This window comes from Stenotrophomonas sp. (assembly GCF_036662295.1).
Classification (GTDB): domain Bacteria; phylum Pseudomonadota; class Gammaproteobacteria; order Xanthomonadales; family Xanthomonadaceae; genus Stenotrophomonas.
In genome coordinates this window covers 1-23,302 of sequence record NZ_JAVWXA010000032.1, presented here as the reverse complement: position 1 = coordinate 23,302, position 23,302 = coordinate 1, and the positions used below count along the sequence as shown (strand labels likewise).

Genomic DNA, 23,302 nt, shown 5'->3' with positions numbered 1-23,302 from the left:
CGAGTCCTTTGCGGGATCAGTAATAGAGCGTGGCGGTGGCGAACAGGCCCTTGGCCCGCTGGTTGTCGCCGCCGCCGATGGCGAAGCGGTACTGCACCGCCAGGTCGAGGTAGGAACGCGCGGCGTTGTAATGGTCTTCGCGGAACCAGTAACGCACGCCAACGCCGGGACCGGCCCCCAGCGACCAGCTGCTGGCCGTGTCGGACAGGTTGAAGGACTGCTTGCCGATCAGCGGGTACTCGATGCCGCGCACCTTGGAGGTCTGGTCGATCCAGTCCGCACCGACCACCAGGTAGGGGTTGATCACCCAGCGCGTCTGCTCGGCGCCGAAGCGGTAGCTGCGCCCGGCGCGGATCTCGGCCGCGCCGAACCACTGCTGGCGGCGCAGGCGGCCATCGGACTGCAGGATGCGCTGCGACGGATCGCCGTTGGCATCCAGCGCATCGATGGTGAAGTGGGCGCGGTTGTCATCCCAGCTCAGGCCGCCCTGTGCGTAGCCGCTCACGGTCCACCACTGGTTGACGTCGGTACGCACGCCGGTGCCGTGGTAGAAGCCGTAGGTGAGGTAGGACATCCAGCCGCCGGCGTTGCTGTCCAGGCGGTAGCGGGCCAGCGTGTTGATCTGCAGCGGGCGGTTGGAATCGATCTGGATGCGGCACTGGATCGCGGCCGAATCGGGATAGACGCCGCCGTTGCGGGTGGCGGTGCCGATGAACTGGCGGCGCTCCAGGCCCGCGCTCAGGCCGGTCTGGCCGAAGGCGTAGCGCACGCCGAAGGAGCCGATGGTGGACGGCCAGCCGGCGATCGAGCGCGAGCGGCTCAGGCGCTCGGCGCGTGCACGCGCGTCTTCGGTGGCCTGCCCGGTGCAGGGGTCCACGGCGAGGATCGACTCGAAGGTGCCGCCCTCGTCGTACAGCGTGTTGGCGATGCGCGCGTAGGCTTCCAGCGTGCCGTGGCGGGTGTTCAGCTGCGGTGGCCGCCAGAACGCTTCCAGCGTGCCGAACACCGAATCGCCCGGCGTGCTGATCGCCGCGCCGCCCAGGTTGGTGGCGGCCTGGCGCGCGCCGCGGTAACCGGCCGAGGCGATCACGCCCCACTCGCGCGAGAGGTTGGCGATCGAGCTGCGGGTGTTGTAGCGCTGCGCCTTGTCCAGCTTGAGGGTGCCGGCGTCGGCGCTGTCGATCGCCCCGCGCAGCAGGGTGACCGCCTCGCGGTTGGCGCCGCTGGCGGCGCTGGCATAGGCCTGGTCGAGGATCACGGTGGGCGGTGCCTTGCCGGTGGCCTGGGCCGCGCGGAAATCGGCCAGGGCCTGCACCGGCTCGCCGACGCGCTGGTACAGGTAACCGCGCTGCATCAGCAGCGAGGCGTCCCCCGGCGTGGCCGCCAGCGCCTCGTCCAGGCGCTGGCGTGCCTGCGCGGCCTGGACGCGGTCGCCGGCAGACAGCGTGGTGGTCAGCAGCGCCTGCAGGTTGCGGTTGGCCGGGTCGTCGCTGACCGCCTGCTGGGCCTGGCGGATGGCTTCCTGGTAATCCTGCCGGCCGAAGGCGGCATAGGCGCGCTGCGATGCACCGCCCTCGCCCTGCAGGTCGGCCGGCATCACCTCGCACTGGGTGCCATAGGGGGTATCGCGGCACTGCTGGAACGGGGCGGGATAGTCGGCCAGGGTCAGCGCCTGCCCGGCCTTGGCGTGGGCCAGCGCCTTGCCGCGCTCGGCCACCGCGTCCTGCAGGGCCTTGCGCGCGTCCGGCTCCAGGTCGGCGTCGCCCTGCTGCTGCAGCGGCTGCAGCAACTGCGCGGCACGCGTGCGATCACCGGCGGCAATGGCCGCATCGACGGCCAGCAGGCGCACGTTGCGCCGCTGCTGTTCGTCCAGCCAGTCCTGCTTGAGCGCGGCGTCGAAATCGGCGTTGGCCTGGTCGCTCTTCTGCTGGCGCTGGCGCAGGTAGGCGCGCATCACCAGGGCCACGGTGTCCTCGTTGTCGTTCTCCAGCGCCTGGTCGGCGGTGAGTTCGGCGGCGGGCAACTGGTCGTCGAGCAGCTGCGCGGTCATCAACAGCAGGCGGTGCGAGGCCACGTCCGGGGCGCTTGCCACGGCCTGCCGGGCAAAGCCGGTGGCCGCGCCGAAGTCCTGCGCGATCAGCGCCTGGTAGCCCTGCTGGGCCGGCTTGACCGCGCGCTGGCGGCCAAGGGCAACGCGCTTGGCCTTCAGGTCGCCCACGTTGGGCGCGCCCAGGGCGATGGCCTCGGCGGCGGCGGCATCGGCCTGTTCCAACTGCTGTTGCGCCTCCAGCGAGGCCACCCACAGGGTGGCCCACGCGCCCTGGCGGGGCTGCTGGCGGAAGGCCTGTTCGGCCTTGCTGGCCGCTTCGGCCATGCGGTCGCTGTTGTAGGCCTCATAGGCCTGGGTGGCCAGGGCGAAGGCGCGCTGGTAGGCCAGCTCGGCGGCGGTGGGCTTGGCCGCGGCGGCCGCGCGCGCGCCACCGGCGGCGGTGCCGCGCGGGGCGGCAGCGGCCAGCGTGGGCAGGGCCGGGTCGGCGATGCCATCGGCGATGGCGCGCTGCGCCAGCGCGCGCGCCTCGTCGGCACGGCCGAGTTTCTGTGCGGCATAGATCTGCAGCAGGCGCAGGCGGGCCACGTCCGGGCGCAGGCGCACTGCCTCGGTGGCGGTGCGGTAGGCCGTGCTGAAGTCGCCCCGGTCGTAGGCGGCGAACGCCTGCTCGGCGATGCGGTACGCGCTGCCCGACAACGGCAGCGGCTCCTGCGCGTGCACGCTGGCCGTGCCCAGGCCGAGCAGGCCCAGCGCGATCATGCTGGAGAGCAACGTGGTTCTCATGCCTTCAGCTCTCCGTCGGCGCTGTATTGGGGTTGGCCGGAGCGGCGGTGCTGCTCGCGCACCGCCTCGGCGATGGCCGCTTCGGTGGCCACGCCGTGCTTGACCAGGTAATCGCCGATGCGGCCGTCGCGTTGCGGCTTGTATTCGTCCAGCACGCGCTCGAACTGGTCGCGGGCGATCAGGCGCATTTCCACCAGCAGGTCGCCCAGCAAGGGCACCGCATCGATGCGGTAGCTTTCCCCGCTGATCAGGCGCAGGCCGGCATTGATCTCGCTTTCGCGCGCGATCGACTGCTCCACCGCGGTGGCCGGCACGTCCTGCAGCAGCTGCGCCAGTTCGGCCTCGTTGAGCGGGTTGGCCACGGCGATGGCCAAAGTCTCGGCGGTGCTGCCGGGCAACGGCAACAGGCGCCATTGCACGCAGGCTTCCACCGACACCGGGAACTGCCCGGCCTGCAGGTAATCCACGTCGATCACCGCACGCGCCAGGTCGCCCTGGAAGGCGATCGCCTCGGCCAGGGTTTCATCGTCCAGCCAGCCCTGCGACACCAGGATGCGGCCCAGCGGCTGCTGGCGCCCGCCCTGCTGCTGCTGCAGCGCCTGCTCCAGCCGTTCCGGCTCCACCGCCTGCCAGGTGGTCAACAGTTCGCCCAGGCGCTTGCGCGTCTGCACCAGGGCCGAGGCATCGGGGAAGTCGTGCATGGTCTTGTCCCAGACCATGCGCTTGCCGAACAACAGGTACAGCAGGAACATGCGCCACGCGCGCGCGGTGGCCATGAAGTTGATCATGTTGCCGACCACCATGCGCGGGATCGACATCAACGCGTGTTCCCACCCATACAGGCGGTTGACGAAGTAGAAGCGCTGCACCACGCGGCTGGCCAGCGCGGCGGTGGTGATCAGGGCAATGTTCATCTGCCAGGTGCCGGCCTGGAAGATGGTCGGGAACTGGGTGGTCCACACGCCGGTCACCTTGAGCAGCCAGAACAGCAGCAGCTGCACGAAGATGATGTAGGCGATGATGCTGATGAAGGAGGTGACGATGCCCTTGCGGTCGCGCGCCAGCAGGTATTTGGTGGCCAGTGAGCCGCGCCAGCCCAGCGTCTCCCAGCTCTGCAGGCCGATGCCCAGCACCCAGCGCGCCTTCTGCCGGTAGGAGGCGCGGAAGTTGTCGGGGAAGTATTCGCGCACGCACAGCGCCATCGACTGGGTGCGCTCGCGCACCGGGCCCCAGCCGAACCACGATGGCCGGCGCACGCGGAACTGCACCGGGAAGCGGGCGAAGATCGAATGCATGCCCATCGCCGCCAGCCGCGCGCCCACGTCGTAGTCCTCGGTAAGGCTGTCGGTGTTGAAGGGCTGGTTGTCGGTGGCCGCGCTCAGGGCCAGCAGCGCCTTGCGCGAGAAACAGGTGCCGACGCCGGCCGAGGGCACCATGCCGGACACGCTCTCGCGCACCACCAGGTCCTTGGCATGCCATTCGGCGAACTCGTCCATGTACACGCCGGCGATGAGCTCGTACCACTCGCGGTCCAGCGAGGTCACCGGCAGCTGGATCATGTCCTTGCGCGGCAGCAGGTAGTTGAAGAAGCGCAGCTCCATCGGGTGCAGCACGTCTTCGCTGTCGTGCAGGATGACCCCGGCAAATTCGAGGTCGTGGCGTTTTTCGTAATCGAAGATCGACAGGATCAGCCAGTTGAGGCAGTCGGCCTTGCTGGTCGGGCCGGCATGCGGCACCTCCACGCGGCGCAGGCGCTTGTAGCGCCGGCGCATGCGCTCCACTTCGGCGATGGTCTCGGCGTCGTTGGGATAGGTGCCGACGAACACGACATAGTCGCGGTAGTCGAGCACGTCGATCATGTTCTCGACCATCTGCGCGATGACGTCGTATTCCATCCACGCCGGCACCATGATCGCCAGCGGCTGTTCCGGTCGCTGCAGCAGGTCCTGCTGGGTCAGCGGCTTGTATTCGCGGCGCTTCTTGACGGTCAGCGTGCGCCAGCTTTCGCGCACCCAATACCAGATGTCGATGAACAGGTCATCGAGGCTGGAGATCAGGATCAGCACGGCTACCGCCGCCGCCACTGTTTCCAGGGCGGCGTAGTAGTTGGCCAGCTGGATGTTCCAGAACAGACCGTCCACGGCCGGTCAGTGACCGTTGCTGCCGGACTTGCGGCGACGACGGACCTGGGCCACGCGGGCCGCCAGCAGGGCGAACACCACCAGGCCAACCAGCACCAGCAGCCAGATCATGTGCTGCTGCCACCACGGCTGCGGGTTGCCGGCATCGGCCAGGCGCGCCCCGTAGGGGTCCTGGCTGTCGAAGTCGCTCACCACGCCGCTGCCGTCGAGCACGGCCAGGTCGCCACGCAGCAGCCGGAACGGCTGGTCCAGCGTCGGGCCCTGCGCGCCCAGATCGGTGTAGATCACGCCGGTCTGGCCACCGCCATCGACCACCTGCACGGCGGCGGCGTGGTCCAGGCCGGCCAGGTCGAGCAGCGACTGCTTGCTGCCCTTGACCACCAGGCGGCCGTCCTTGAGACCGGCCGGGTCCACTCCGGACGGTGCCAGCGCGAAGGCCAGGTACGGCTTGCCCGGGCTGATCGCGGTGCCGGCGGCGACCACCTTCAGCTCGGCCGCCTGCGGCGACACGCCGACCGCGCTGGCGATGGCGATCACCTTGCCCAGCGAGGCCGGGGCATCCTGCAGCCACGCCGTCGGCACGAACACCTCGTTGGCATGCGCCAGCTGGCTGGCCGCGCCGACGAAGTCGGTGTTGAGGGTGCGCTTGGCCAGCTTCAGATGGCTGCTGGGCAGGATGGACACCGGGAAGGCGGTGGCCGGATCGTGGCAGTACGGGCGCGCCGGCTGGCGCAGGAAGCCGACCCGCACTTCATTGCGCGCGGCCAGTGCATAGGCCGGCACCTTGGCGACCAGGCGCTGCGGCTTGCCGTCGGCGGCAAGCACCTTGGCGCCCAGCAGGTAATCGTTGAAGTAGATGCTGGCGACCGCGCCCTGCCCGGCCGCGTTGGGCGCGGCGGACACGTCGATCACCACCTGGTCGGGCAGGCGGCCGTCGGCCGACAGCGCGCCCAGTTCAAAGCTGGCGGTGCGATCGCCGCGGGTGACGATGTCCAGCGTGCCGGCGATGTTGCCCAGCCGGCTGAGCAGCACCGCATCCTCGCCCACCGGGGCGGGATTGGCCTGGGCCACCTGCAGGGTGCGGCCCAGCGCATAGGACCGCCACTGCTCGCTGAGCAGCCCGGCCACCTTGGCGCCGGCATCGGCGGCGACCACCAGGGTCGGGCGCCCGGCCACGGCCGATACGCTGACCGAGGCAGGGCCAACGCCCTTCTCCAGCGCCGCCATGTCGCTGCCGCGCCACGCGGCGAAGGCCGCGCCGGCATCGCCACCACTGGCGCCCACTTCGGTGGCCAGCGCATCGAGCGCGGCGCGCACGGCCGCCCGCAACGGATCGGAGCTGATCGCCACGTCCACCGCCAGCGGGCCGGAATCGCGCAGCGACAGCAGCGCGCCCACTTCGGCCAGGCTGCCGATGCGGTGCTGGCTGCCGCCGGCCGACAGCGCCGCATAGGCGGGCACGCCCTGCAGGCTGGCCGGGATGTTGATGCCGGTCAGGTCCACGCTGCTGCCCACCACCGGCAGTGCCACCACCTCGACCTGCTTGCCGCCATTGCGCAATGCCGCGCCGACCCGCCAGGCCGCGTCATACGCCGGTGCCTGCAAGGCCTTGCCGTCCACCAGCAGCCGCACCCGGGCCGGCAACGCGCCCCAGGCCTTGGCCACGGTGTTGACCGCGCGACCGTCGAAGCGATAGCTGAAGCGCGAATCCGGCGACAGGCGCAGCACGTTGGCCGGCGCGCTCTGGTCGGCGCAGCGGTAGTCCGACACCACCGACCACCAGCCCACGCCCACGCGCACGAAGCCGTTCTCGCGCGGCAGGCCATCGATGCCCATGGTCTGGCTGGCATCGCCCTGCGCATCGGTGATCGAGCGCGCCGCGACCGGGTCGCCATCGACCGACCACAGCGCCGAGCTGCGCCCGGTGTGGCCGCGCACGTAGCGGCCATCCAGCTGCAGCTGCGCATCGCGGGTGGCCACGCCGGCCGGGACCGGCAGGTAGACCTCGCGCTGGCTTTCCTGCCCGCTCAGGGTGAGCGGCTGGCGGAAGCCCAGCTCGCGCAGGGTCATGCTGCGGGTCACGGTGGCATCGGCGGCCCACTCGCTGAACTGCCCGGCCGCGCTGTCGGCGGCGTGGGCGGTGGCGAACGGGAGGGCCAGGACCAAGGCCAGCGGTAATACCTGGGGAATGCGGGCGGTACTACGGTTGGTCTGGGTCATGGCGTCACTTCGGAAAATGAGGAATGGGACTTCGAGGCACTGCGCGCGGCGACGAACTCGGCGAACGGTTCGCCGCGCAGGGCGGCCACAATCCGTGCCGAGGCACGGCCGTCACCGTAGGGGCTGGCATCGGCGATGAAGTGCGCGGCCACGCGCGGGCCGTCGCACGCGGCGTGGGCGGCGGCCACGATCCGCGCCGGGTCGGTGCCCACCAGGCGCACCACGCCGGCCTGCACCGCTTCCGGGCGCTCGGTGACATCGCGCATCACCAGCACCGGCCGGCCCAGCGCCGGCGCTTCTTCCTGCACGCCGCCGGAGTCGGTCAGCACCACGTGGGCGCGCTGCATGAGGCGCACGAAGGCCAGGTAATCCTGCGGCGGGATCAGGTGCACGTTGTCCAGCCCGCCCAGGTGGGCGTGCACCGGCCCCTGCACGTTGGGGTTGAGGTGCACCGGGTAGACGATCTGCAGGTCGTCGCGCTGGGCCAGCTCGGCCAGCGCGCGGCAGATGTTCTCGAAGCCGCCGCCGAAGTTCTCGCGGCGATGGCCGGTGACCAGCAGCAGCTTGCGGTCCGAGGCCAGGAACGGGAAGTGCGCGTCGATGGAGGCGCGCAGCGCGGCATCCTCGTCGATGCGCGCCACCGTCTGCTGCAGGGCGTCGATGACCGTGTTGCCGGTCACGCTGATCCGCCCGGCCAGGTTTTCCTGTTCCAGGTTGTAGCGCGAGCTGTCGGTGGGCGCGAACAGGTGGTCGGCGACCACGTCGATCACGCGTCGGTTCATTTCTTCCGGCCACGGCTGCTGCAGGTCGCCGGTGCGCAGACCGGCTTCCACGTGCGCCACCGGGATGCGCCGATGGAAGGCGGCCAGCGCGGCGGTCATGGCCGTGCTGGTATCGCCGTGCACGAGCACGCGGTCGGGCTGGACCTGCTCGTAGAGCGCGTCCAGCTTGGCGAACAGGCGCGAGCACAGTCCGTTGAGCGTCTGGTTGGCGACCATCACGTCGAGGTCGTGATCGGGGTGGATGTCAAAGAGGGACATCACCTGGTCGAGCATCGCCCGGTGCTGGCCGGTGATGCAGACGATGGACTCGATGCCGGGCGCCGCATGCAGCGCGCGGACCAGCGGCCCCATCTTGATGGCTTCGGGCCGCGTACCAAAAACAGAAAGAACCTTCACCTGACCGCTCCCTGTGAAAACCAACGACTGTGACTTCCATCACGCAAATCGTAGGCCAAGTGCGCCGTGCTAGCCAGTGCAACGTGATGTCCATCACATTTTCCCGAGGAAGTGACGCTATGCGTCACTAACTGCCCCGGGACACGCTTCATTGTGGCTTTTTTGTCCGTTTTACTCCGGTGAAAGTTCGAACACCTGGCGCAGGTAGGCCAGGTAGCCGGGGTCATCGCACATGCTCTTGCCGGGCGAGTCGCTGAGCTTGGCCACCGGCTGCCCGTTGCAGCGGACCATCTTGATGACGATGTTGAGCGGCGTCGGCCCCAGGTCGTTGGTGAGGTGGGTGCCCACGCCGAAGGCGACCTGGCAGCGCCCGCGGAAGTAGTCGAACAGCTGCATCACCTTTTCGATGTTCAAGCCATCGCTGAACACCAGCACCTTGCTGCGCGGGTCCACGCGGCGCTCCTTGAAGTGCGCCAGCATGCGGTCGCCCCAGGCGAAGGGATCGCCGGAATCGTGCCGCACGCCGTCGAACAGCTTGCAGAAGTACATGTCGAAGTCACGCAGGAACGCGTCCAGCCCGACCACGTCGGACAGCGCGATGCCCAGGTCGCCGCGGTACTCGCGCGCCCACGACTCCAGCGCCGCCACCTGCGAATCGCGCAGGCGCGGGCCCAGCGCCTGGAAGGCCTGCAGGTACTCGTGGGCCATGGTGCCGTGCGGGGTCATGCCATACAGCCGCGCGAAGTGCACGTTGCTGGTGCCCACGAACTGCGCCCCGAGCGCGTCGCGCAGCATCGGCAGCATGCGCGCGTGCCAGGCGCGCGAATAGCGGCGGCGGCTGCCGTAGTCGGCGATGCGGCACAGTTCGAAGCCGGGGGTGTCGCGCAGCAGCGCGGTCTTGGCCTGCAGGCGGCGCTCGCCCTCGGCGAAATCCGGCGTGGTGGTGGTGCGGAACCAGACCTCGTTGATGATCGCCAGCAGCGGCACCTCGAACAGGATGGTGTGCAGCCAGGGGCCGGTGATCTCCAGCTCGATCTCGCCGGGCACGCTGGCCGAGGCGCGCAGCGCGATGTACTTGCGGTCCAGGTGGAACAGGCCGAGGAAATCGGCGAAATCCGGTTTGACGAAGCGCAGCCCGCGCATGTAATCCAGCTCTTCGGCGGTGAAGCGCAGCTGGCAGAGGTGGTCGATCTCCAGGTTGATCTGGTCGATGCAGCTGGCCAGGTCGATGCCGGGGGTGCGGCACTTGAACCGGTACTGGACCTGGGCGCCGGGGTGCTGGTGCAGCACCGCCTGCATCATGGTGAACTTGTAGAGGTCGGTGTCGAGCAGGGACTGGATGATCATGCCCCGATTATGCGCCCGGCCGCGTGTACCGACCAACGGTCGGTACCTGCCTGGTGCGTTCGACCAACGGTCGGTACCTGCCTGGTGCGTTCGACCAACGGTCGGTGCGTGCCTGGTGCGTACCGACCGACGGTCGGTACCTACCGGGGGCGGAGCAGGCGGGGGATCTGCAGCACGGCGTGGGCCCAGATCGCGGCAAACACCGCGCCCTGCACCGGCAGGCTGCGCTGGCGCGCCTCGAACTTGCGGAAGTAGCGCCACAGGCCGCGGTGCTTGTGCCATTCCACGAAGAACGGACGCGAGCGGCTGGACACGCCGCGCACATGCACCACCTGCAGGTCGTTGGCGATGGCCACCACCGCGCCGGCCTCGCGGGCGCGCCGGCACAGGTCCAGGTCTTCGGCATGCAGGCGGTAGCCGGCGTCCCAGCCGCCGATGCGGTCGAACAGCGCGCGCGGCATCAGCAGCAGCGCGCCGGACAGCACCGGCACCGGCTGCAGCGCCTGGCCGGGGTCGGCCGGCACCGCCAGCCGCGCGCCCTGCCCGGGCGAACGCAGCATCGCGCCGAAATCCGGGTCGCGCCGGCGCACGGCCGCGTCCGGCTGGCCCTGTTCGTCCACCTGCTCCACGCCCAGCAGGCAATCGCCCAGATCCAGCGCGCGTGCGTGCAGCAGGGCCAACGTGTCCGGCTCCACCAGCACGTCGGGGTTGATGAAGGCCAGCCACGGGGCCTGGCTGTCGGCCACGCCCTGGTTGTTGGCCGCGGCAAAGCCGGGGTTGTCCGGGTTGGCGATGAAGCGCACGCGCGGATCGGCGCTGGCGTGGCGCTGCACGATGTCCAGGGTGGCATCGGTGGACCCGTTGTCCACCACGCGGATCTCGACCACACCATGCGCGGCGCGCAGCCGCGCCAGGCAGCCCTCCAGCGTGCTGGCACTCTGGTAGCTGACGATGATCGCGGCGATGGCAGGGCTCAAACAGGCGACTCCGGTGGGGCGGCGGGCGTGGCGAACAGATCGCCCTGGGACCGCGGCATTATCGCCTGCCGGTGCAGCTGCTGCAGCGCCTGGCGCGTGGCCAGCAGCGGATCGCCCATCAGGAACGCGGCCAGGCGCGGTGGCCAGCCCGGCCAGCGCGTGCCCAGCGCGTCCATGTCGCCGTCGAAGGACAGCGCCTCGCTGGCGCGGGCCACGAAGGCGGTCTCGCACAGCGCGTTGCGCCAGCCCAGCCCGGCCATGCGCAGGCTCAGGTCGATCAGCGCGGCATTCCACGAGCCGTAGCTGTGCATGTCCAGGCCACCGGCCTTGCGCCGGGCGCTGGCGCGCAGCAGCACCGCATGGGTGACCGCCGAGGGCAGCTCCGGATGCATCGGCGGCAGTGCGGCGCAGGCCTGGGCCAGCGCGGCCAGGTCGGCCGGGACCGGGTCGATCTCGCCCAGGCGCGGCCAGGCCGCGGTCTCCCCGGCATTGCACCACGGGGTGGCCGAGCCGATCGACGGGTCGCGGGCGAAGCAGGCGTCGAGCTGCTGCAGCCAGCCCGGGGCGGGTATCGCGTCAGGGGCCAGCACCACCACCTCGGCGCCGGCACAGGCGGCCAGCATCTCGTCCAGGTGCGCCACCTCGCCGATGCTGCGCGCGCGGCGGGTGTATTCGGCCCGCAGCGGGGTGTGCGCCAGCCAGTGGTCGATCACCGCCTGCGCGCGCGGCCCGGCCTGGCCGTCATCGGCCAGCCAGACCGCGGTGCCGGCGGGGGTGCCGGCATCCAGTGCCCCCAGGCACCGGTCCAGCGCGGTGTCATCGACCCCGATCGGCAGCAACACGATCGTCCCCATCGGTCCCCCTGTGCGCGGCGTGCGGTTGGCGGCCGTGCATGCCGCAGGCCGCCGCTTGGCCGCAGCGTAGCAGGCGCACCGGCCGCGATGACAGCGGCGCGGCGGTTCAGTCCTTCTTCTTCGGCGCCGGGAACGGCTCCATGGCGCGGAAGCGGCTGCTGTATTCGTCGGTGAGGTTGCGCGACTCCTGCGCGTTGCGCACGATCGTCGGGGTGAGCAGCACGATCACTTCGGAGCGCTCGTTCTTCTGGCTCTTCTTGCCGAACAGCGCGCCGATCACCGGGATCCGGCTCAGGCCCGGCACGCCGTTGGCGCCGTCCTCGTCGGAGTTGGTGATCAGGCCGGCCAGCATGATGGTGTCCCCGCTCTGCACGGCCGCCTCGGTGGAGATCTTGCGGGTATTGATCGGCGGGTTGCAGGTGCTCTTGGTCGGGTCGCAGCCGGCCGGGACCGCGCCGGCCGAGCTGACTTCCTGCACGATGTCCAGGAACACCACGCCGTCGCGGGTGATGCGCGGGCGCACCTTGAGGATCACGCCGGTGTCCAGGTACTGCACCTGGCTGTAGGTGCTGTCGCTGATGCCGGTGTTGACCGAGACCGAGTTGATCGGGATCTGCGTGCCCACGTTGAGCGTGGCCTCGGCGTTGTTGCGCACGAAGATGGACGGGGTCTGCAGCAGGCGCAGGTTGGTCACCTTGTCCAGCGCGCTGACCACCGCGGCGGCGTTCTTGCCGAGGAACGTCCAGCCCACCCCGCCGTCGCCGACGGTGCCGGAGATGCTGCCCCAGATCGAGCGGCCCAGCGCGCTGGGCAGGTCGATGCCGCTTTCGGTCTTGCCGGTGGTCACGGCCTGTTCGAAGAACCAGTTGACGCCGTAGCTGAGGTCGCCGGTGAGCGCCACTTCGGCCACCTGCGCCTCGATGTGCACCTGCATGGGCATCACATCCAGCTTCTCGATCACCTCGCGGATGGAGCGCCAGGCCTGCGGGGTGGAGCGCACCAGCAGCGTGTTGGTTTCCTCCACCGCCGACACGCCCACCGTGTCGCCCTGCACTTCCAGGCTGAAGCTGGCGTTGCCGGACTGGCGCTGCGGCAGGTTGAGGCTGCCCTCGCCCAGCCCGCCGCGTCCGCTGCCAGTGCCGGTGCCGCTGGAGGGGTTGCTGAGGTTGGTGTTGTTGAGGTTGCCGTCGCGGCCGCCGAGTTCCATCGCGGTGGCGCCAGGGGCCAGCGAACTGCTGCTGCCGCGCCCGCCACGGCCGTTTTCATTGGCGAAGGCCTCGGCCAGGCGCTCGGCCAGGTCCTTGGCCTTGACGTAGCGCAGCTCGTAGGAGAACAGGCGCGCGCTGCCACCGGCGCTGTCGATGCGCTCCAGCCACTGCTGGATCTGGTCCAGGTAACGCACCTGGGAGGTGATCACCAGCACCGCGTTGGCGTTCTCCAGCGGCAGGAAGCGGAACATGCCGGCGCTGGGGGTCTTGCTGTCCTCGCCGAACACTTTTTCCAGGTCGGCGGCGACCTGTTCGGCCTTGCCGGTCTGGATCGGGAACACGCCCACCGACATGCCCGACAGCCAGTCCACGTCGAAGATCTCGACCGTGCGCAGGTAGTTTTCCAGCTCGCTGCGGGTACCCCCGAGGGTGATCACGTTGCGGCCGCTGTCCACGTTGACGATGGCATTGGGGCGCGCATACGGCTCCAGCACCTTCTTCATCTCGGTGGCCGAGATGTACTGCAGCGGCACCACGCGCACCTCGAAACCCCGGGCATTGGCGGCCGGCGCGGTGCTGGGCGCCACGGTGCCGGCCAGCGCCTGGTCGGCGGCCACGATGTTGTAGCGGCCACCGCTGTAGACCATGCGGGCGTTGTTCCAGCCCAGCACCATCTCCAGCAGGTTCAGCGCCTGCGCCGAGGACACCGGCTTGGGCGTGGCCAGGGTGACCGTGCCCTGCACGCCGGGGGCGATCACGTAGTTCTGGCCCAGCATGTCACCGAGGATGGCCTTGACCACCGCATGCACCGACTCGCCTTCGAAGTTGAAGGTGGCCGTGCCGTTGCCCGCCTGCGACAGCGAAGGGGCGGCGGCGGCGGCCGCAGTGCGGTTGATCATGGTGCCGGTGCCGCGGCGGATGATGGCCTGCGGCGCGCCCTCGTTGTCCAGCGGCTGCACCTGCACGGCATCGCCCGGGCTGCCGCCGGCCGCGCCCTGCGGGCTGCCAGCGACGTCGGCGTTGCGGCGCACCTCCGGGGCGGGAACCGTGGCGCACCCGGCCAGCAGGGCCAGGGCGAGGGACAGGCAGAAGTAACGCGGGGAAAAAAGACGCAGTGTCATGCTGTGCACTCTAGTTGTTCTGGCCGGAGCCGCCCGCGGGCGGTCGCTGCGACTGTTGTTGTTGTTGCTGCAGCTGCTGGCGGCGCGCCTGGATGCGCGCGCGGATGGCTTGCATCTGCGCATCACTGGGGCCCTGCGAGGCCGGGTTGGACGCCGGCGGCGTGGGCGCGGCCGGCGCGGTGCCGCTGGCGGCGGCATTGGCGGTGGCAGTGGCGCTGGCCGGCAGCGCCGGGCGCGGTGCCGGTGGCGGCACCCCGATCGGCGCGGCCCCGGCACCGGCCGGCGGCACCGCCCCGTTGACCGGGTTGCCCAGCACGGTGGGCGGTTCACCGCCCTGGCCGTTGAACACGCTCAACTCCAGCGTCTGGGTGCCACCGGGGCCGCTGACCGTGGCGCTGCGCGGCTCCAGTGCCAGCAGCTGCCAGCCGTTGACCGGCTCACCGTTCAGGCGCAACCGCAGCGACTGCTTCTGGTCGGTGGTGAGGATGGCCATGCTGAACTCGCTGGTGAGCAGCACGCCGGTGAGGCTGACCGCGCTGCTCGCGCCCGGTTCGCTGCCGCCCAGCAGGTACGGCCGCGGCTTGCGGTCCTCGGCAAACAGCGGGCGGGCGCCGATCTGTGCATAAGCCTCGGCCGAGGCGATCCGCTCGGGCAATGCGGGCGGCAACACCGGCAGCGGCGAGGCGCTGCGGTCGCCATCGGCGGCGGCGGGGATGCGCCCGCCCAGCCCGAACAGGCTGGCGATCCAGATGGCCGCGGCCCACGCCAACGCGGTGGCCAGCCACCAGCTGCGCAGGGACGCCAGTTCAATCTTCATGGGCATCCTCCGGCGCCGGTGCGGCGGCCGCGGCGTCGGCGGCGCTGGTGGCCGCATCGCCCGCGCCGGCCTGCGGGTCGTCGGGCATGGCCATGGCCGGCGCCGGTGTCAGGCCGCTGCCGGCATCGACCGGCAAGGCCGCAGCGGGCGCGGCGGCCGGGGCGGCATCGCCCTGCCCGGCCGGCTTGAGGTAGCCCACCAGCTCGAAGGACACATCCAGGCCGGTGCCGGTCTCGTTGGGCGACTGCTGGAAACGCTGGGCGAGCAGGTTGAGGTTGTTGACGAACAGGCGCGGGCTGCCGGTCTCCAGGGTGTGCAGCACGGCGGCCATCTCCGGGATGCCGCAGCGCAGGCGCACCTGCAACGCGATCCGCGGGAACGGGCTGTCGGTGCGGGTGTCCTGCAGCGGCGAGCGGTTGCTGATGGTGCAGCTGCGGTTGCCCGGACTGGCCGAGGCCACCGCGTCCTGCAGGCGCGCCGAGAGCGCGGCGGCAGCCGATTCGGCGGTAGCCTCGCGCAGGAAGCCGGGGCGGCCGGCCAGTGCTGCCTGCACCTGCTGCAACCCCTGCGCCACCGGGCGCCGCTGCTGCAGCTGGGCCTGCACGCGCTGGTCGCGTTCCTGCAGTTCGCTGATCTCGGCGTTGATGGCCAGCAGCGGCCGGGTGAACCAGGGGTGCACCAGCAGCAGGTAAGCCAGCGCGATCACCGCCAGCAGCAGCGCCAGGGCCAGCCAGCGGTCACGGCGTGTCGTTGGCATTGCCATCGGCAACCTCCGGGGCGGCGGGCGCGGCAGGCACCGGTGCGCCGGGCAGCGGCTGCAGTTCGGCGGTGAGGGTGAACCGATCGCGGCCGGCCGCGCCGCCGTCGGCCTGCAGCACGCCGGTCAGGTTGACCTTGCGCCACAGCGGCGAATCCTGCAGCAGCGGCACCAGCTGGGAGGCTTCGCGGCTGAGCCCGATCAGCTGCAGCGACTGGCCCTCCACCGAGAGTTTTTCCAGGTAGGTGCCGTCGGGCAGCAGCCGGGTCAGTTCGTTCCACAGCTCCACGGTGCTGGCGTGGGCGCCGCGGGTCTGTTCGAGGAAGGCGGCGCCTTCCACCAGGGTCTGCAGCTGCTGGCGTTCGGCGGCCACCTGGCGGGCATCGCGCGCAGCGGCGTTGACCTGCTCGCGCAGGACGTCGGCGCTGGCCTGGCGGTTGTCCAGGATCTGTTGCCCGGCCAGGGCCAGCAGCACCAGCGTGGCCGCGGCCATCAGCAGGTTCCAGCGCCGCATCGGGTCGCGCAGGGTCTGGCGCTGTGCCGGCGGCAGCAGGTTCACGCCCAGCGGGTGGCCCTGTCCGTCTTCCACGTCGATGCCGGCCAGCGCCTGCGCCCACGGGCCGACCTGGTCGGCCCACTGGTCCAGCGCGCTGCGTGGCATCACCACCAGTTCCACCTGCAGCTGGCCATCCTCGAGCGCACCGAGTTCGCGCACATCGAAGCTGACCTGCGCCGGCTCGAACGGGGTCTGCCGATCGATCTCGAAACCGACCACGTCGCGCAGGCGCGCGCCGGCAGCGGCGGGCAGGCGCATCGGGCGGCGCAGCGCGGCGGTGGCCGGCAGCAACCAATGCCGGGGCAGCGTGCGCAGCCGCGCATCGAGGCGCTGCTCCAGCGCGGCCGGCGTCTGCGGCCACGGCAGTTCAAGCACGGTCTCGCACGCCGCGCCGGTCTGGCGCAGCACCTGCAACTGATCGCCGTGCTGGCGCAGCATGAGTCGCGCGCGCGACCAGCCCAGCGCCCATTGCCAGCGCTCGGGCAGCCACGCCAGCAGCGAACGCCGCCACCAGCGCAGGCCCTTGCCCACGCCCGGCGCCACCTGCCCCTGCGCCCGCACCAGACTGTCCCGCCATGCCGTCATCGTGCTGCCATTCCCTGTTCCCAACGAAGTACTGTGTAAGTCGTTCCCGGCGTGCCTGACGCCCCCATGCGTACCACGCCCTGCAGGACAGACACCCGGCCGCGGTCATCCATTGCGCGGCTCTCGATACTATAGGTGCCGCTGCCACTGGCAAGCGCCGCACCGCCCACTTCCGGCACGTCGCCGCGCTGGGACTGCTCGCGCTGGGCCAGCAGTTGTTCGGCATCCAGGCCCAGTGCGGTGAGCACCGGCCCGGAGGCGAAACGCGGATCCGGACGCGACTGCCGACTGTACAGGGTCAGCATGGGCGCCAGTTGTTCATACAACGCCGCATCCATCCCCAGCACGCGCTGCAGTTCACCGAGTGTCTCGAAGCGGTTGTTGCGCGGGCCATAAGGCAGGCCGGCGGCTACGTATTCGGGCAGCTCGGCACCGCCGATGGGCTGCTTGAGGCTGTCGGCATCACGCCAGTCCACGATCGCCCCGGCCAGCTGCCGGGCACGCGCCGGTTCCACGCCCATCGCCCGCAGGAAGGCCTCCAGCAGGGTGGCGTCGGCCAGGTTCAGGTTGATCTTGCCGTTCTCATCGACGATGCGCAGGTCGATCCGGCGCTGGTCGAACTGCCAGCGGTAGCGGCGCCCGTCGGCCACCCAGGCCGGCCGGCTGGCCGTGGGCTGCAGCCGATAAAGCGCGTATTCCAGCCCGGCGCGCGCATGCTCCTGGCCGATCGCATCGTCGCCGATCACGCGCTGCTGCAGGTGCTCCACGCGCGCGCTGAGCGCGAACGCGCCGACCACCGCGGTGAGCAGGGCGATCAGCCACAGCACCAGCACCAGTGCGGCCCCGCGCGCGTACCTCATGGGCGTGCCCCACGCTGCTGCGGCAAGGCAGCCACCATCGGCGGCCAGGCCGGGCCCTGCTGCGGGGTGACGCTGATCGACACCAGGCTGGGCAGGCGCCGGGTGTCGTCCCAGCGGTCCTGCCAGTCGCCCAGCTGGCCGTTGCGCGGGTCCACGCCGCGATAGCGGAAGCGCACCGCCCGCAGCTGGTCGGCCAGCATTTCGGGCGGGCGCACCGGGGTTTCCTCGATGCGCTCGCCGTTCTGCACCAGGGTCAGGGTGAGTTCCAGCCGCTGTGCCTGCCCGCTGCCGCGCACCTGCAGCTCGTGCACGTAGGGGCCGCCGCGGCCGAGGTAACCGGGCAGGTCGGAGACGAACAGCATGTGCTGGGCCTCCCCCTGGAAATACACCGGCTCGCGGGTGGGATCGGGCGGCGTGGTCGCGGTGAGCATCGCCGTCGACAGGCGCCGGCGCAGGAACCCCTCCACCGCGCGCATGCGCTCGTTCTGGGCCACCATGCGCTCGCCGCGCTGGCTGATCGCCATCGCCGAGCGCACGGTGGCGAAGGCCAATGCCAGGCCGCCCACCAGCAACGCGGTGGCCAGCAGCACTTCGATCAGGGTGAAGCCGCGCGCGGCACGGGCACGGGCGGCGCTCATCGCGGCGCCCCGGTCGGTGCGGGCAGCAGGCGCAGGCTGCGCCACTGCAGGCGTTCGCCCTGGCCTTCGCCCCAGCGCACCTCCAGCGACAGCTGTGCCAGCTCCGGGCCGGCCACCGGCTCGGCCACGGCCACCGCGCCAGCGCGCGGGTCCACGTAGGGGGCCACCTGCAGCTGCCAGCGATAACGGCCGTCTTCCCACTGGCCGCTGCGCTCGCCGGCCTGCAGCGGCTCGACCACGCCGGTTTCGGCCAGCAGCGACTGCGCGTGCAGCACCGCGCGGCTGCGCAGGTCGGCCTGTCTGATCTGCCGCGAGGCGCCGGACAGGCTGCCCAGCAACAGGGTCAGTGCCAGCGCCAGCAAGGCGAAGGCAACGATCACTTCCAGCAGCGAGTAACCGCGTTGGCGCTTCATGGGCGCCCCCGCGGCTGGCCCGAGCGCACTTCGCCGGTGATCCAGCCCACCTCGATGTGCCAGACCGCGCTGCGCACCTGCAGGTCGATGCTGCCGCCGCTGGAGGCACCATCGGGGTAGAACGCGATGGCGCCCTTGCCGCCGGCGGTGGCCACTTCGCGCGCGCCGCGGAAACGCACCTCCAGCGCATCGGGCAGCGTGCCGTGGCGGCCGTTGGCCCCCGCCCAGGTGCGCGCCTGCGGATCGATGACGAAGCGCTGGCGTTCGCCGCTGGCGATGGCCTGGGTGCGGGTGTAACGCAGCTGGGTGGCCAGCTCCTTGCCGGCGTTGCGCAGGCGCATGCCGTCGATGCCGCCGTTCATGGCCGTGGCGGTCACCACCCCGACGATGGCGATCAAGGCCACCACCAGCAGCATCTCCAGCAACGACAGCCCGGCCGCGCCGTGCGCAGGGCGCGGCAGGCGACGGGGCGGGCGGTGGGCAGGCGGGACCAGGACCGGCAATCAGGCTTACTCGTAGCGGATGTCGGCGTCGTAACTGGTGCCGCCCACCTTGCCATCCTTGCCCAGGCTGATCAGGTCGAACGGCTGGCCTTCGCCGGGCACGCGGTATTCCAGCGCGTGGCCCCACGGATCGTTGAGGTCGGCCGGCTTGGCATACGGCCCCAGCCAGCCGTTGCTGCCGCCGGGCTGGGTGACCAGGTCATCCAGCTTGGTGGGCAGCTTGCCGGTGTCGAGCTGGAAGTTTTCCACCTTGCCGGCCACGGTCTGGATCTGGGCCTTGGCGATGTTGGCCTTGCCGCGATCGGCGCCACCGAGCACGCGGCTGCCGACCAGGGTGAGCACCGCGCCGATCAGCACGATGACGATGATGATTTCCAGCAGGCTCATGCCCGACTGGGTGCGCGGCGAGGAAAAACGGGTCAGGCGGCGTTGCATGCGGCAAACTCCTTGCGGGGTGTCAGGGGGAGGCCATCGTCAGCCGATGGCGTTGGTGAGGTCGTACAGCGGCACCAGCACGGCCACGATCACCAGGCCGACCACCGAGGCCAGCACCAGGGTGATCACCGGCACCATCGCCGACAGCAGGCGGTCGATGGCGCGCGCGCTTTCCTGTTCGAACGTGTCGGCGGTCTTGAGCAGCATCGCGTCCAGCGCGCCGGATTCCTCGCCGACCTGGATCATCTGCAGGGCCAGCCGCGGGAAGCGCTTGTTGCGCGACAGCGCGAGCGACAGGCCGCTGCCGTTCTTGACCTCGTCGCTGGCGGTGTCCACCTCGGCGGCCAGCACGCGGTTGGCCAGCACGTTGCGCGCGATGCCCAGGCCGGCCAGCAGCGGCACGCCATTGCGCAGCAGCGTGCCCAGGGTGCGCGCCAGGCGCGCGGTCTCCAGCTTGGCCAGCAGCGGGCCGATGCCCTTGCGCTGCAGCAGCCAGCCGTCCATCGCCAGGCGGAACGCCGGTTGCCGCAGCTTGCGCTCGATCACCAGCAGCGCCAGCGCCGGCACCACGATCATCGCCAGCCAGCCTTCGCGCACCACCAGCCCGGCAGCCAGCACCCACTGGGTGAACCACGGCAGCGCCACGTCCAGGCTTTCGTACATCAGCGCGAACTGCGGCACCACGTAGCCGAGCAGGAACAACAGCGCGCCGCCGACCACCGCCAGCAGGATGGCCGGGTAGATCAGGGCGTTGATCACCCTCCCCTTCAGCTCGGCACTACGCTCCAGGTAATCCGACAGCCGCTGCAGGGTGTCGTGCAGGCTGCCGCCGGCCTCGCCGGCGCGCACCATGTTGATGTACAGGCGCGAGAACAGGCCGTGCTGGCGCTCCAGCGCGGTGGACAGCGAGGCACCGCCACGGACCACGTCGCGGATCTCGGTGATGACCCGGCGGCTGCGTTCGTCCTCGGGCAGTTCCAGCAGGATGGTCAGCGCGCGGTCCAGTGGCTGGCCGGCGCCCAGCAGCGTGGCCAGCTGCTGGGTGAACTGGACCAGCGCGCCGCCGTCGAACGGCTTGCGCCGCAGCAGCGTGGCCCAGGAGGTGGCGCTGGCCACGCCTTCGCTGGCCAGGCGCGCTTCCATCGGCAGGTGGCCCTGGTCCTGCAGGCGCGCGGCCACGTCGGCTTCGCTGGCGGCCTCCATCTGGCCGTCGAACAGCTCGCCGTGGGCGTTGAGCGCCTTGTAGCGGTACAGCGCCATGCTCAGCGCCCCGCCTGCCGGCAACGCCCGGCGCGCATCAGGATTCCTCCGTCACGCGCAGCACTTCTTCCAGCGTGGTGTGGCCGAGCAGCGCCTTGGACAGGCCATCCTCGTACATGGTGCGCATGCCGGCGGCGCGCGCGATCTGCTCGATCTCGCCCATGCCCGCGCGGCGCATCACCGCACGGCGCAGCTCGTCGTTCATCACCAGGAATTCCATGATGGTGGTGCGGCCGAGGTAACCGGTCGGGGCGATCGCCGAGGGCTGCGCGCGGTACAGGAAGATCTCGCCCTCCGGCTGCAGCCGGCGCAGGTCGAAGGCCTCGATCTGTTCGGGCGAGGCGGCGTAGCGCTGTGCGTGCTGCGGCTCCAGCCGGCGCACCAGGCGCTGGGCCAGGATGCCGTTGATGGTGGAGGTGAGCAGGTAATCCTCCACGCCCATGTCGAGCAGGCGGGTGATGCCGCCGGCGGCGTTGTTGGTGTGCAGGGTGGACAGCACCAGGTGGCCGGTGAGCGCGGACTGGATGGCGATGCGCGCGGTTTCCAGGTCGCGCATTTCGCCGATCATGATGATGTCCGGGTCCTGGCGCACGATGCTGCGCAGGGCATGGGCGAAATCGAGCCCGATCTGCGGCTTGGCCTGGATCTGGTTGATGCCCTCGATCTGGTATTCGACCGGGTCCTCGACGGTGATGATCTTGACGTCGGCGGTATTGAGCTGGCTCAACGCGGTGTACAGCGTGGTGGTCTTGCCCGAGCCGGTGGGGCCGGTCACCAGCAGGATGCCGTGCGGCTGGTCGAGCACCTTGCGGAACTGCGGCAGGAAGGCGTCGGTGAAACCGAGGCGATGGAAATCGAACACGACCGTGTCGCGGTCGAGCAGGCGCATCACCACGCTTTCGCCGTGCGCGGTGGGCACGGTGCTGACGCGCAGGTCCAGCTCCTTGCCCTGCACGCGCAGCATGATGCGACCATCCTGCGGCAGGCGGCGCTCGGCGATGTTGAGCCGGGCCATGATCTTGATGCGGCTGATGACCGCCGCGGTGAGGTTGGCCGGCGGGCTTTCGCCTTCGATCAGCACGCCATCGACGCGATAGCGCACCTTGAGCCGGTTCTCGAACGGTTCGATGTGGATGTCCGAGGCGCGCAGTTCGAAGGCACGCTGGATGACCAGGTTGACCAGGCGGATGACCGGCGCTTCGGAGGCGAGGTCGCGCAGGTGTTCGATGTCATCGACAACGGCGCCCTCGCCATCGGCGGTTTCCACGATGGCGCCCATGGCGCTGCGGCCCTGGCCGTACCAGCGCTCGATGAGGTCGTCGATCTCCGAACGCAGGCCGACGTGCAGGTGCACGGGCACGCCCATGGCCAGGCGGACGGCATCGGCGGCATAGGGGTCCTGCGGATCGCTCAGCCAGAGCGCGAGTACGCCCTCGTTGAGCGACAAGGGGCAGACGTGGAACTGCTTGAGGAAGCGCAGCGAGAGCGGCAGCGCATCGAGCAGCGATTCCGGCGCGGCGTCGGGAACGGCGCGGGCGTCAAGCAGGGGCAGGCCGAGTACCTCGGCAGCGGTCTGGGCGTGGTCGCGCTCGGACACCAGGCCGAGGCGGACGAGCAGTTGCAGGAGGCTGCCACCGGCTTCACGATGCAGCGGGCGCGCACGGGCGAGGTCGCCGTCCTTGAGGCGGCCGTTGTGCAGCAATGCCTCGACGATGCGGGTTTCCGCACTGGATTCTGCAAGGGGATCGTGGGCAACCGCGTTCACTGAAGCTCTCCTGGCGACCCTGCGACTTTAGCAGTAGAGCCACCCCATGGGTGGCTGCAAGCAGCGCACGATCATCGGTAGAGCCACCCCATGGGTGGCTGCACGAGCGCACGATCATCGGTAGAGCCACCCCATGGGTGGCTGCACGCAGCGCACGATCAGGCCAGCCACCCATGGGGTGGCTCTACCCAGGTGACAAAAAAAATGGGGAGCCGATCACAAGATCGGCTCCCCATGCCACACACGCTTACTGGTTGGCGACCACGCTCACACCGCTGAACGCGGACTCGCCGACGAGCTTGATGTAGTACGTGTCCGCCACCGGCGCGGTGAAACGCACGGTTTCGCTGTTGCCCGGGCGCGCCGACTTGGCATCGAACACCGTCGCGGTCGGCTCCTTGCCCTGGCTCACATACACCGACACGTTGCCGCTGCCACCGTAGGTAAGCACGCTCAGCACCTTGCCGGCCTGCGCCTCGAAGCTGTACAGCACTTCGCTGCCACCGGCACCGCTCAGGCCACCCACCGCCACCTTGTTGGTCAGCGGAATCGCGGTCGGGCCGCAGTTTTCGGTGCACTCCTGCTCAAGCGCCTTGGCCAGCGCCGCCTTGGCATCCACGATGCCGGTGCCGATCGGCGTGGCCGCCGGGATCGTCACCGGGAACTTGCGCGCGGTTTCCTTCAGCAGCGTTTCCAGCTGGGCCGGCGTGAACGCATCGCGGTTGTTGGCGATGCGCGCGCTCTGCACCAGCGCCGCCACCGCCGCCACGTGCGGGGACGACATCGAGGTGCCGCCCTTGCCGCCGTAATCGGAGGTCCCCAGTTCCGGCGAGG

General features: G+C 70.4%; 19 protein-coding genes. All 19 read right to left on the bottom strand.

Going from position 1 to position 23,302, the window contains the following annotated elements; genetic code table 11:
• Positions 1-16: 16 nt before the first annotated feature.
• Positions 17-2,833, bottom strand: coding sequence for a hypothetical protein (locus RSA25_RS08615; RefSeq protein WP_332808479.1), 2,817 nt, complete (start codon positions 2,831-2,833; stop codon positions 17-19).
• Complete coding sequence (locus tag RSA25_RS08610) at positions 2,830-4,974, bottom strand: glycosyl transferase family protein (RefSeq protein ID WP_332808478.1); 2,145 nt, start codon at positions 4,972-4,974, stop codon at positions 2,830-2,832. The genes RSA25_RS08615 and RSA25_RS08610 overlap by 4 nt, the downstream gene beginning before the upstream one ends.
• Positions 4,975-4,980: 6 nt before the next feature.
• Positions 4,981-7,194, bottom strand: a complete 2,214-nt coding sequence (locus RSA25_RS08605; protein ID WP_332808477.1) for a hypothetical protein — start codon at positions 7,192-7,194, stop codon at positions 4,981-4,983.
• Entirely contained in the window at positions 7,191-8,372 is a 1,182-nt protein-coding gene (gene wecB, locus RSA25_RS08600) for a UDP-N-acetylglucosamine 2-epimerase (non-hydrolyzing) (RefSeq protein ID WP_332808476.1), read from the bottom strand. Before wecB ends, RSA25_RS08605 begins: the two co-directional genes overlap by 4 nt.
• Before the next feature lie 171 nt (positions 8,373-8,543).
• On the bottom strand, positions 8,544-9,719 hold the full coding sequence (pncB, locus tag RSA25_RS08595; protein ID WP_332808475.1) for a nicotinate phosphoribosyltransferase: 1,176 nt from the start codon (positions 9,717-9,719) through the stop codon (positions 8,544-8,546).
• 140 nt (positions 9,720-9,859) lie between these two features.
• Positions 9,860-10,696: a glycosyltransferase family 2 protein gene (locus tag RSA25_RS08590; protein WP_332808474.1), complete on the bottom strand. Its 837-nt coding sequence runs from the start codon at positions 10,694-10,696 to the stop codon at positions 9,860-9,862.
• The gene (locus RSA25_RS08585) at positions 10,693-11,550 is read right to left on the bottom strand and encodes a glycosyltransferase (protein WP_332808473.1); all 858 of its coding nucleotides are present in this window, start codon (positions 11,548-11,550) and stop codon (positions 10,693-10,695) included. Before RSA25_RS08585 ends, RSA25_RS08590 begins: the two co-directional genes overlap by 4 nt.
• 106 nt (positions 11,551-11,656) lie before the next feature.
• Positions 11,657-13,879 (bottom strand): type II secretion system secretin GspD, encoded by a 2,223-nt coding sequence (gene gspD, locus RSA25_RS08580; RefSeq protein ID WP_332808472.1) that lies wholly within the window; start codon positions 13,877-13,879, stop codon positions 11,657-11,659.
• Positions 13,880-13,889: 10 nt separating this feature from the next.
• Positions 13,890-14,696, bottom strand: a complete 807-nt coding sequence (locus tag RSA25_RS08575; RefSeq protein WP_332808471.1) for a hypothetical protein — start codon at positions 14,694-14,696, stop codon at positions 13,890-13,892.
• The gene (gene gspM / locus RSA25_RS08570; protein WP_332808470.1) at positions 14,686-15,459 is read right to left on the bottom strand and encodes a type II secretion system protein GspM; all 774 of its coding nucleotides are present in this window, start codon (positions 15,457-15,459) and stop codon (positions 14,686-14,688) included. The genes RSA25_RS08575 and gspM overlap by 11 nt, the downstream gene beginning before the upstream one ends.
• Positions 15,434-16,594: a PilN domain-containing protein gene (locus RSA25_RS08565; RefSeq protein WP_332808469.1), complete on the bottom strand. Its 1,161-nt coding sequence runs from the start codon at positions 16,592-16,594 to the stop codon at positions 15,434-15,436. Before RSA25_RS08565 ends, gspM begins: the two co-directional genes overlap by 26 nt.
• On the bottom strand, positions 16,591-17,454 hold the full coding sequence (locus RSA25_RS08560; protein WP_332808468.1) for a type II secretion system minor pseudopilin GspK: 864 nt from the start codon (positions 17,452-17,454) through the stop codon (positions 16,591-16,593). The genes RSA25_RS08565 and RSA25_RS08560 overlap by 4 nt, the downstream gene beginning before the upstream one ends.
• Entirely contained in the window at positions 17,451-18,092 is a 642-nt protein-coding gene (locus tag RSA25_RS08555; protein WP_332808467.1) for a prepilin-type N-terminal cleavage/methylation domain-containing protein, read from the bottom strand. The genes RSA25_RS08560 and RSA25_RS08555 overlap by 4 nt, the downstream gene beginning before the upstream one ends.
• The gene (locus RSA25_RS08550; protein ID WP_332808466.1) at positions 18,089-18,505 is read right to left on the bottom strand and encodes a prepilin-type N-terminal cleavage/methylation domain-containing protein; all 417 of its coding nucleotides are present in this window, start codon (positions 18,503-18,505) and stop codon (positions 18,089-18,091) included. Before RSA25_RS08550 ends, RSA25_RS08555 begins: the two co-directional genes overlap by 4 nt.
• On the bottom strand, positions 18,502-18,921 hold the full coding sequence (locus tag RSA25_RS08545) for a GspH/FimT family pseudopilin (protein WP_332808493.1): 420 nt from the start codon (positions 18,919-18,921) through the stop codon (positions 18,502-18,504). The genes RSA25_RS08550 and RSA25_RS08545 overlap by 4 nt, the downstream gene beginning before the upstream one ends.
• A gap of 93 nt (positions 18,922-19,014) precedes the next feature.
• Entirely contained in the window at positions 19,015-19,443 is a 429-nt protein-coding gene (gene gspG / locus RSA25_RS08540) for a type II secretion system major pseudopilin GspG (protein ID WP_332808465.1), read from the bottom strand.
• A 39-nt stretch (positions 19,444-19,482) separates the two neighbouring features.
• The gene (locus RSA25_RS08535; protein ID WP_332808464.1) at positions 19,483-20,703 is read right to left on the bottom strand and encodes a type II secretion system F family protein; all 1,221 of its coding nucleotides are present in this window, start codon (positions 20,701-20,703) and stop codon (positions 19,483-19,485) included.
• Between the two features lie 37 nt (positions 20,704-20,740).
• The gene (gene gspE / locus RSA25_RS08530; RefSeq protein WP_332808463.1) at positions 20,741-22,468 is read right to left on the bottom strand and encodes a type II secretion system ATPase GspE; all 1,728 of its coding nucleotides are present in this window, start codon (positions 22,466-22,468) and stop codon (positions 20,741-20,743) included.
• A 247-nt stretch (positions 22,469-22,715) separates the two neighbouring features.
• Positions 22,716-23,302, bottom strand: a 587-nt coding sequence (locus RSA25_RS08525) for a S8 family serine peptidase (protein ID WP_332808462.1), incomplete at its 5' end; no start/stop codon positions are given.

Coding starts and splice junctions, on each gene's coding strand:
- RSA25_RS08615 (WP_332808479.1), bottom strand. CDS start 2,833: ATGAGAACCACGTTGCTCTCCAGCATGATCGCGCTGGGCCTGCTCGGC.
- RSA25_RS08605 (WP_332808477.1), bottom strand. CDS start 7,194: ATGACCCAGACCAACCGTAGTACCGCCCGCATTCCCCAGGTATTACCG.
- pncB (WP_332808475.1), bottom strand. CDS start 9,719: ATGATCATCCAGTCCCTGCTCGACACCGACCTCTACAAGTTCACCATG.
- RSA25_RS08585 (WP_332808473.1), bottom strand. CDS start 11,550: ATGGGGACGATCGTGTTGCTGCCGATCGGGGTCGATGACACCGCGCTG.
- gspD (WP_332808472.1), bottom strand. CDS start 13,879: ATGACACTGCGTCTTTTTTCCCCGCGTTACTTCTGCCTGTCCCTCGCC.
- RSA25_RS08575 (WP_332808471.1), bottom strand. CDS start 14,696: ATGAAGATTGAACTGGCGTCCCTGCGCAGCTGGTGGCTGGCCACCGCG.
- gspM (WP_332808470.1), bottom strand. CDS start 15,459: ATGGCAATGCCAACGACACGCCGTGACCGCTGGCTGGCCCTGGCGCTG.
- RSA25_RS08565 (WP_332808469.1), bottom strand. CDS start 16,594: ATGACGGCATGGCGGGACAGTCTGGTGCGGGCGCAGGGGCAGGTGGCG.
- RSA25_RS08560 (WP_332808468.1), bottom strand. CDS start 17,454: ATGAGGTACGCGCGCGGGGCCGCACTGGTGCTGGTGCTGTGGCTGATC.
- RSA25_RS08555 (WP_332808467.1), bottom strand. CDS start 18,092: ATGAGCGCCGCCCGTGCCCGTGCCGCGCGCGGCTTCACCCTGATCGAA.
- RSA25_RS08550 (WP_332808466.1), bottom strand. CDS start 18,505: ATGAAGCGCCAACGCGGTTACTCGCTGCTGGAAGTGATCGTTGCCTTC.
- RSA25_RS08545 (WP_332808493.1), bottom strand. CDS start 18,921: ATGCTGCTGGTGGTGGCCTTGATCGCCATCGTCGGGGTGGTGACCGCC.
- gspG (WP_332808465.1), bottom strand. CDS start 19,443: ATGCAACGCCGCCTGACCCGTTTTTCCTCGCCGCGCACCCAGTCGGGC.
- RSA25_RS08535 (WP_332808464.1), bottom strand. CDS start 20,703: ATGGCGCTGTACCGCTACAAGGCGCTCAACGCCCACGGCGAGCTGTTC.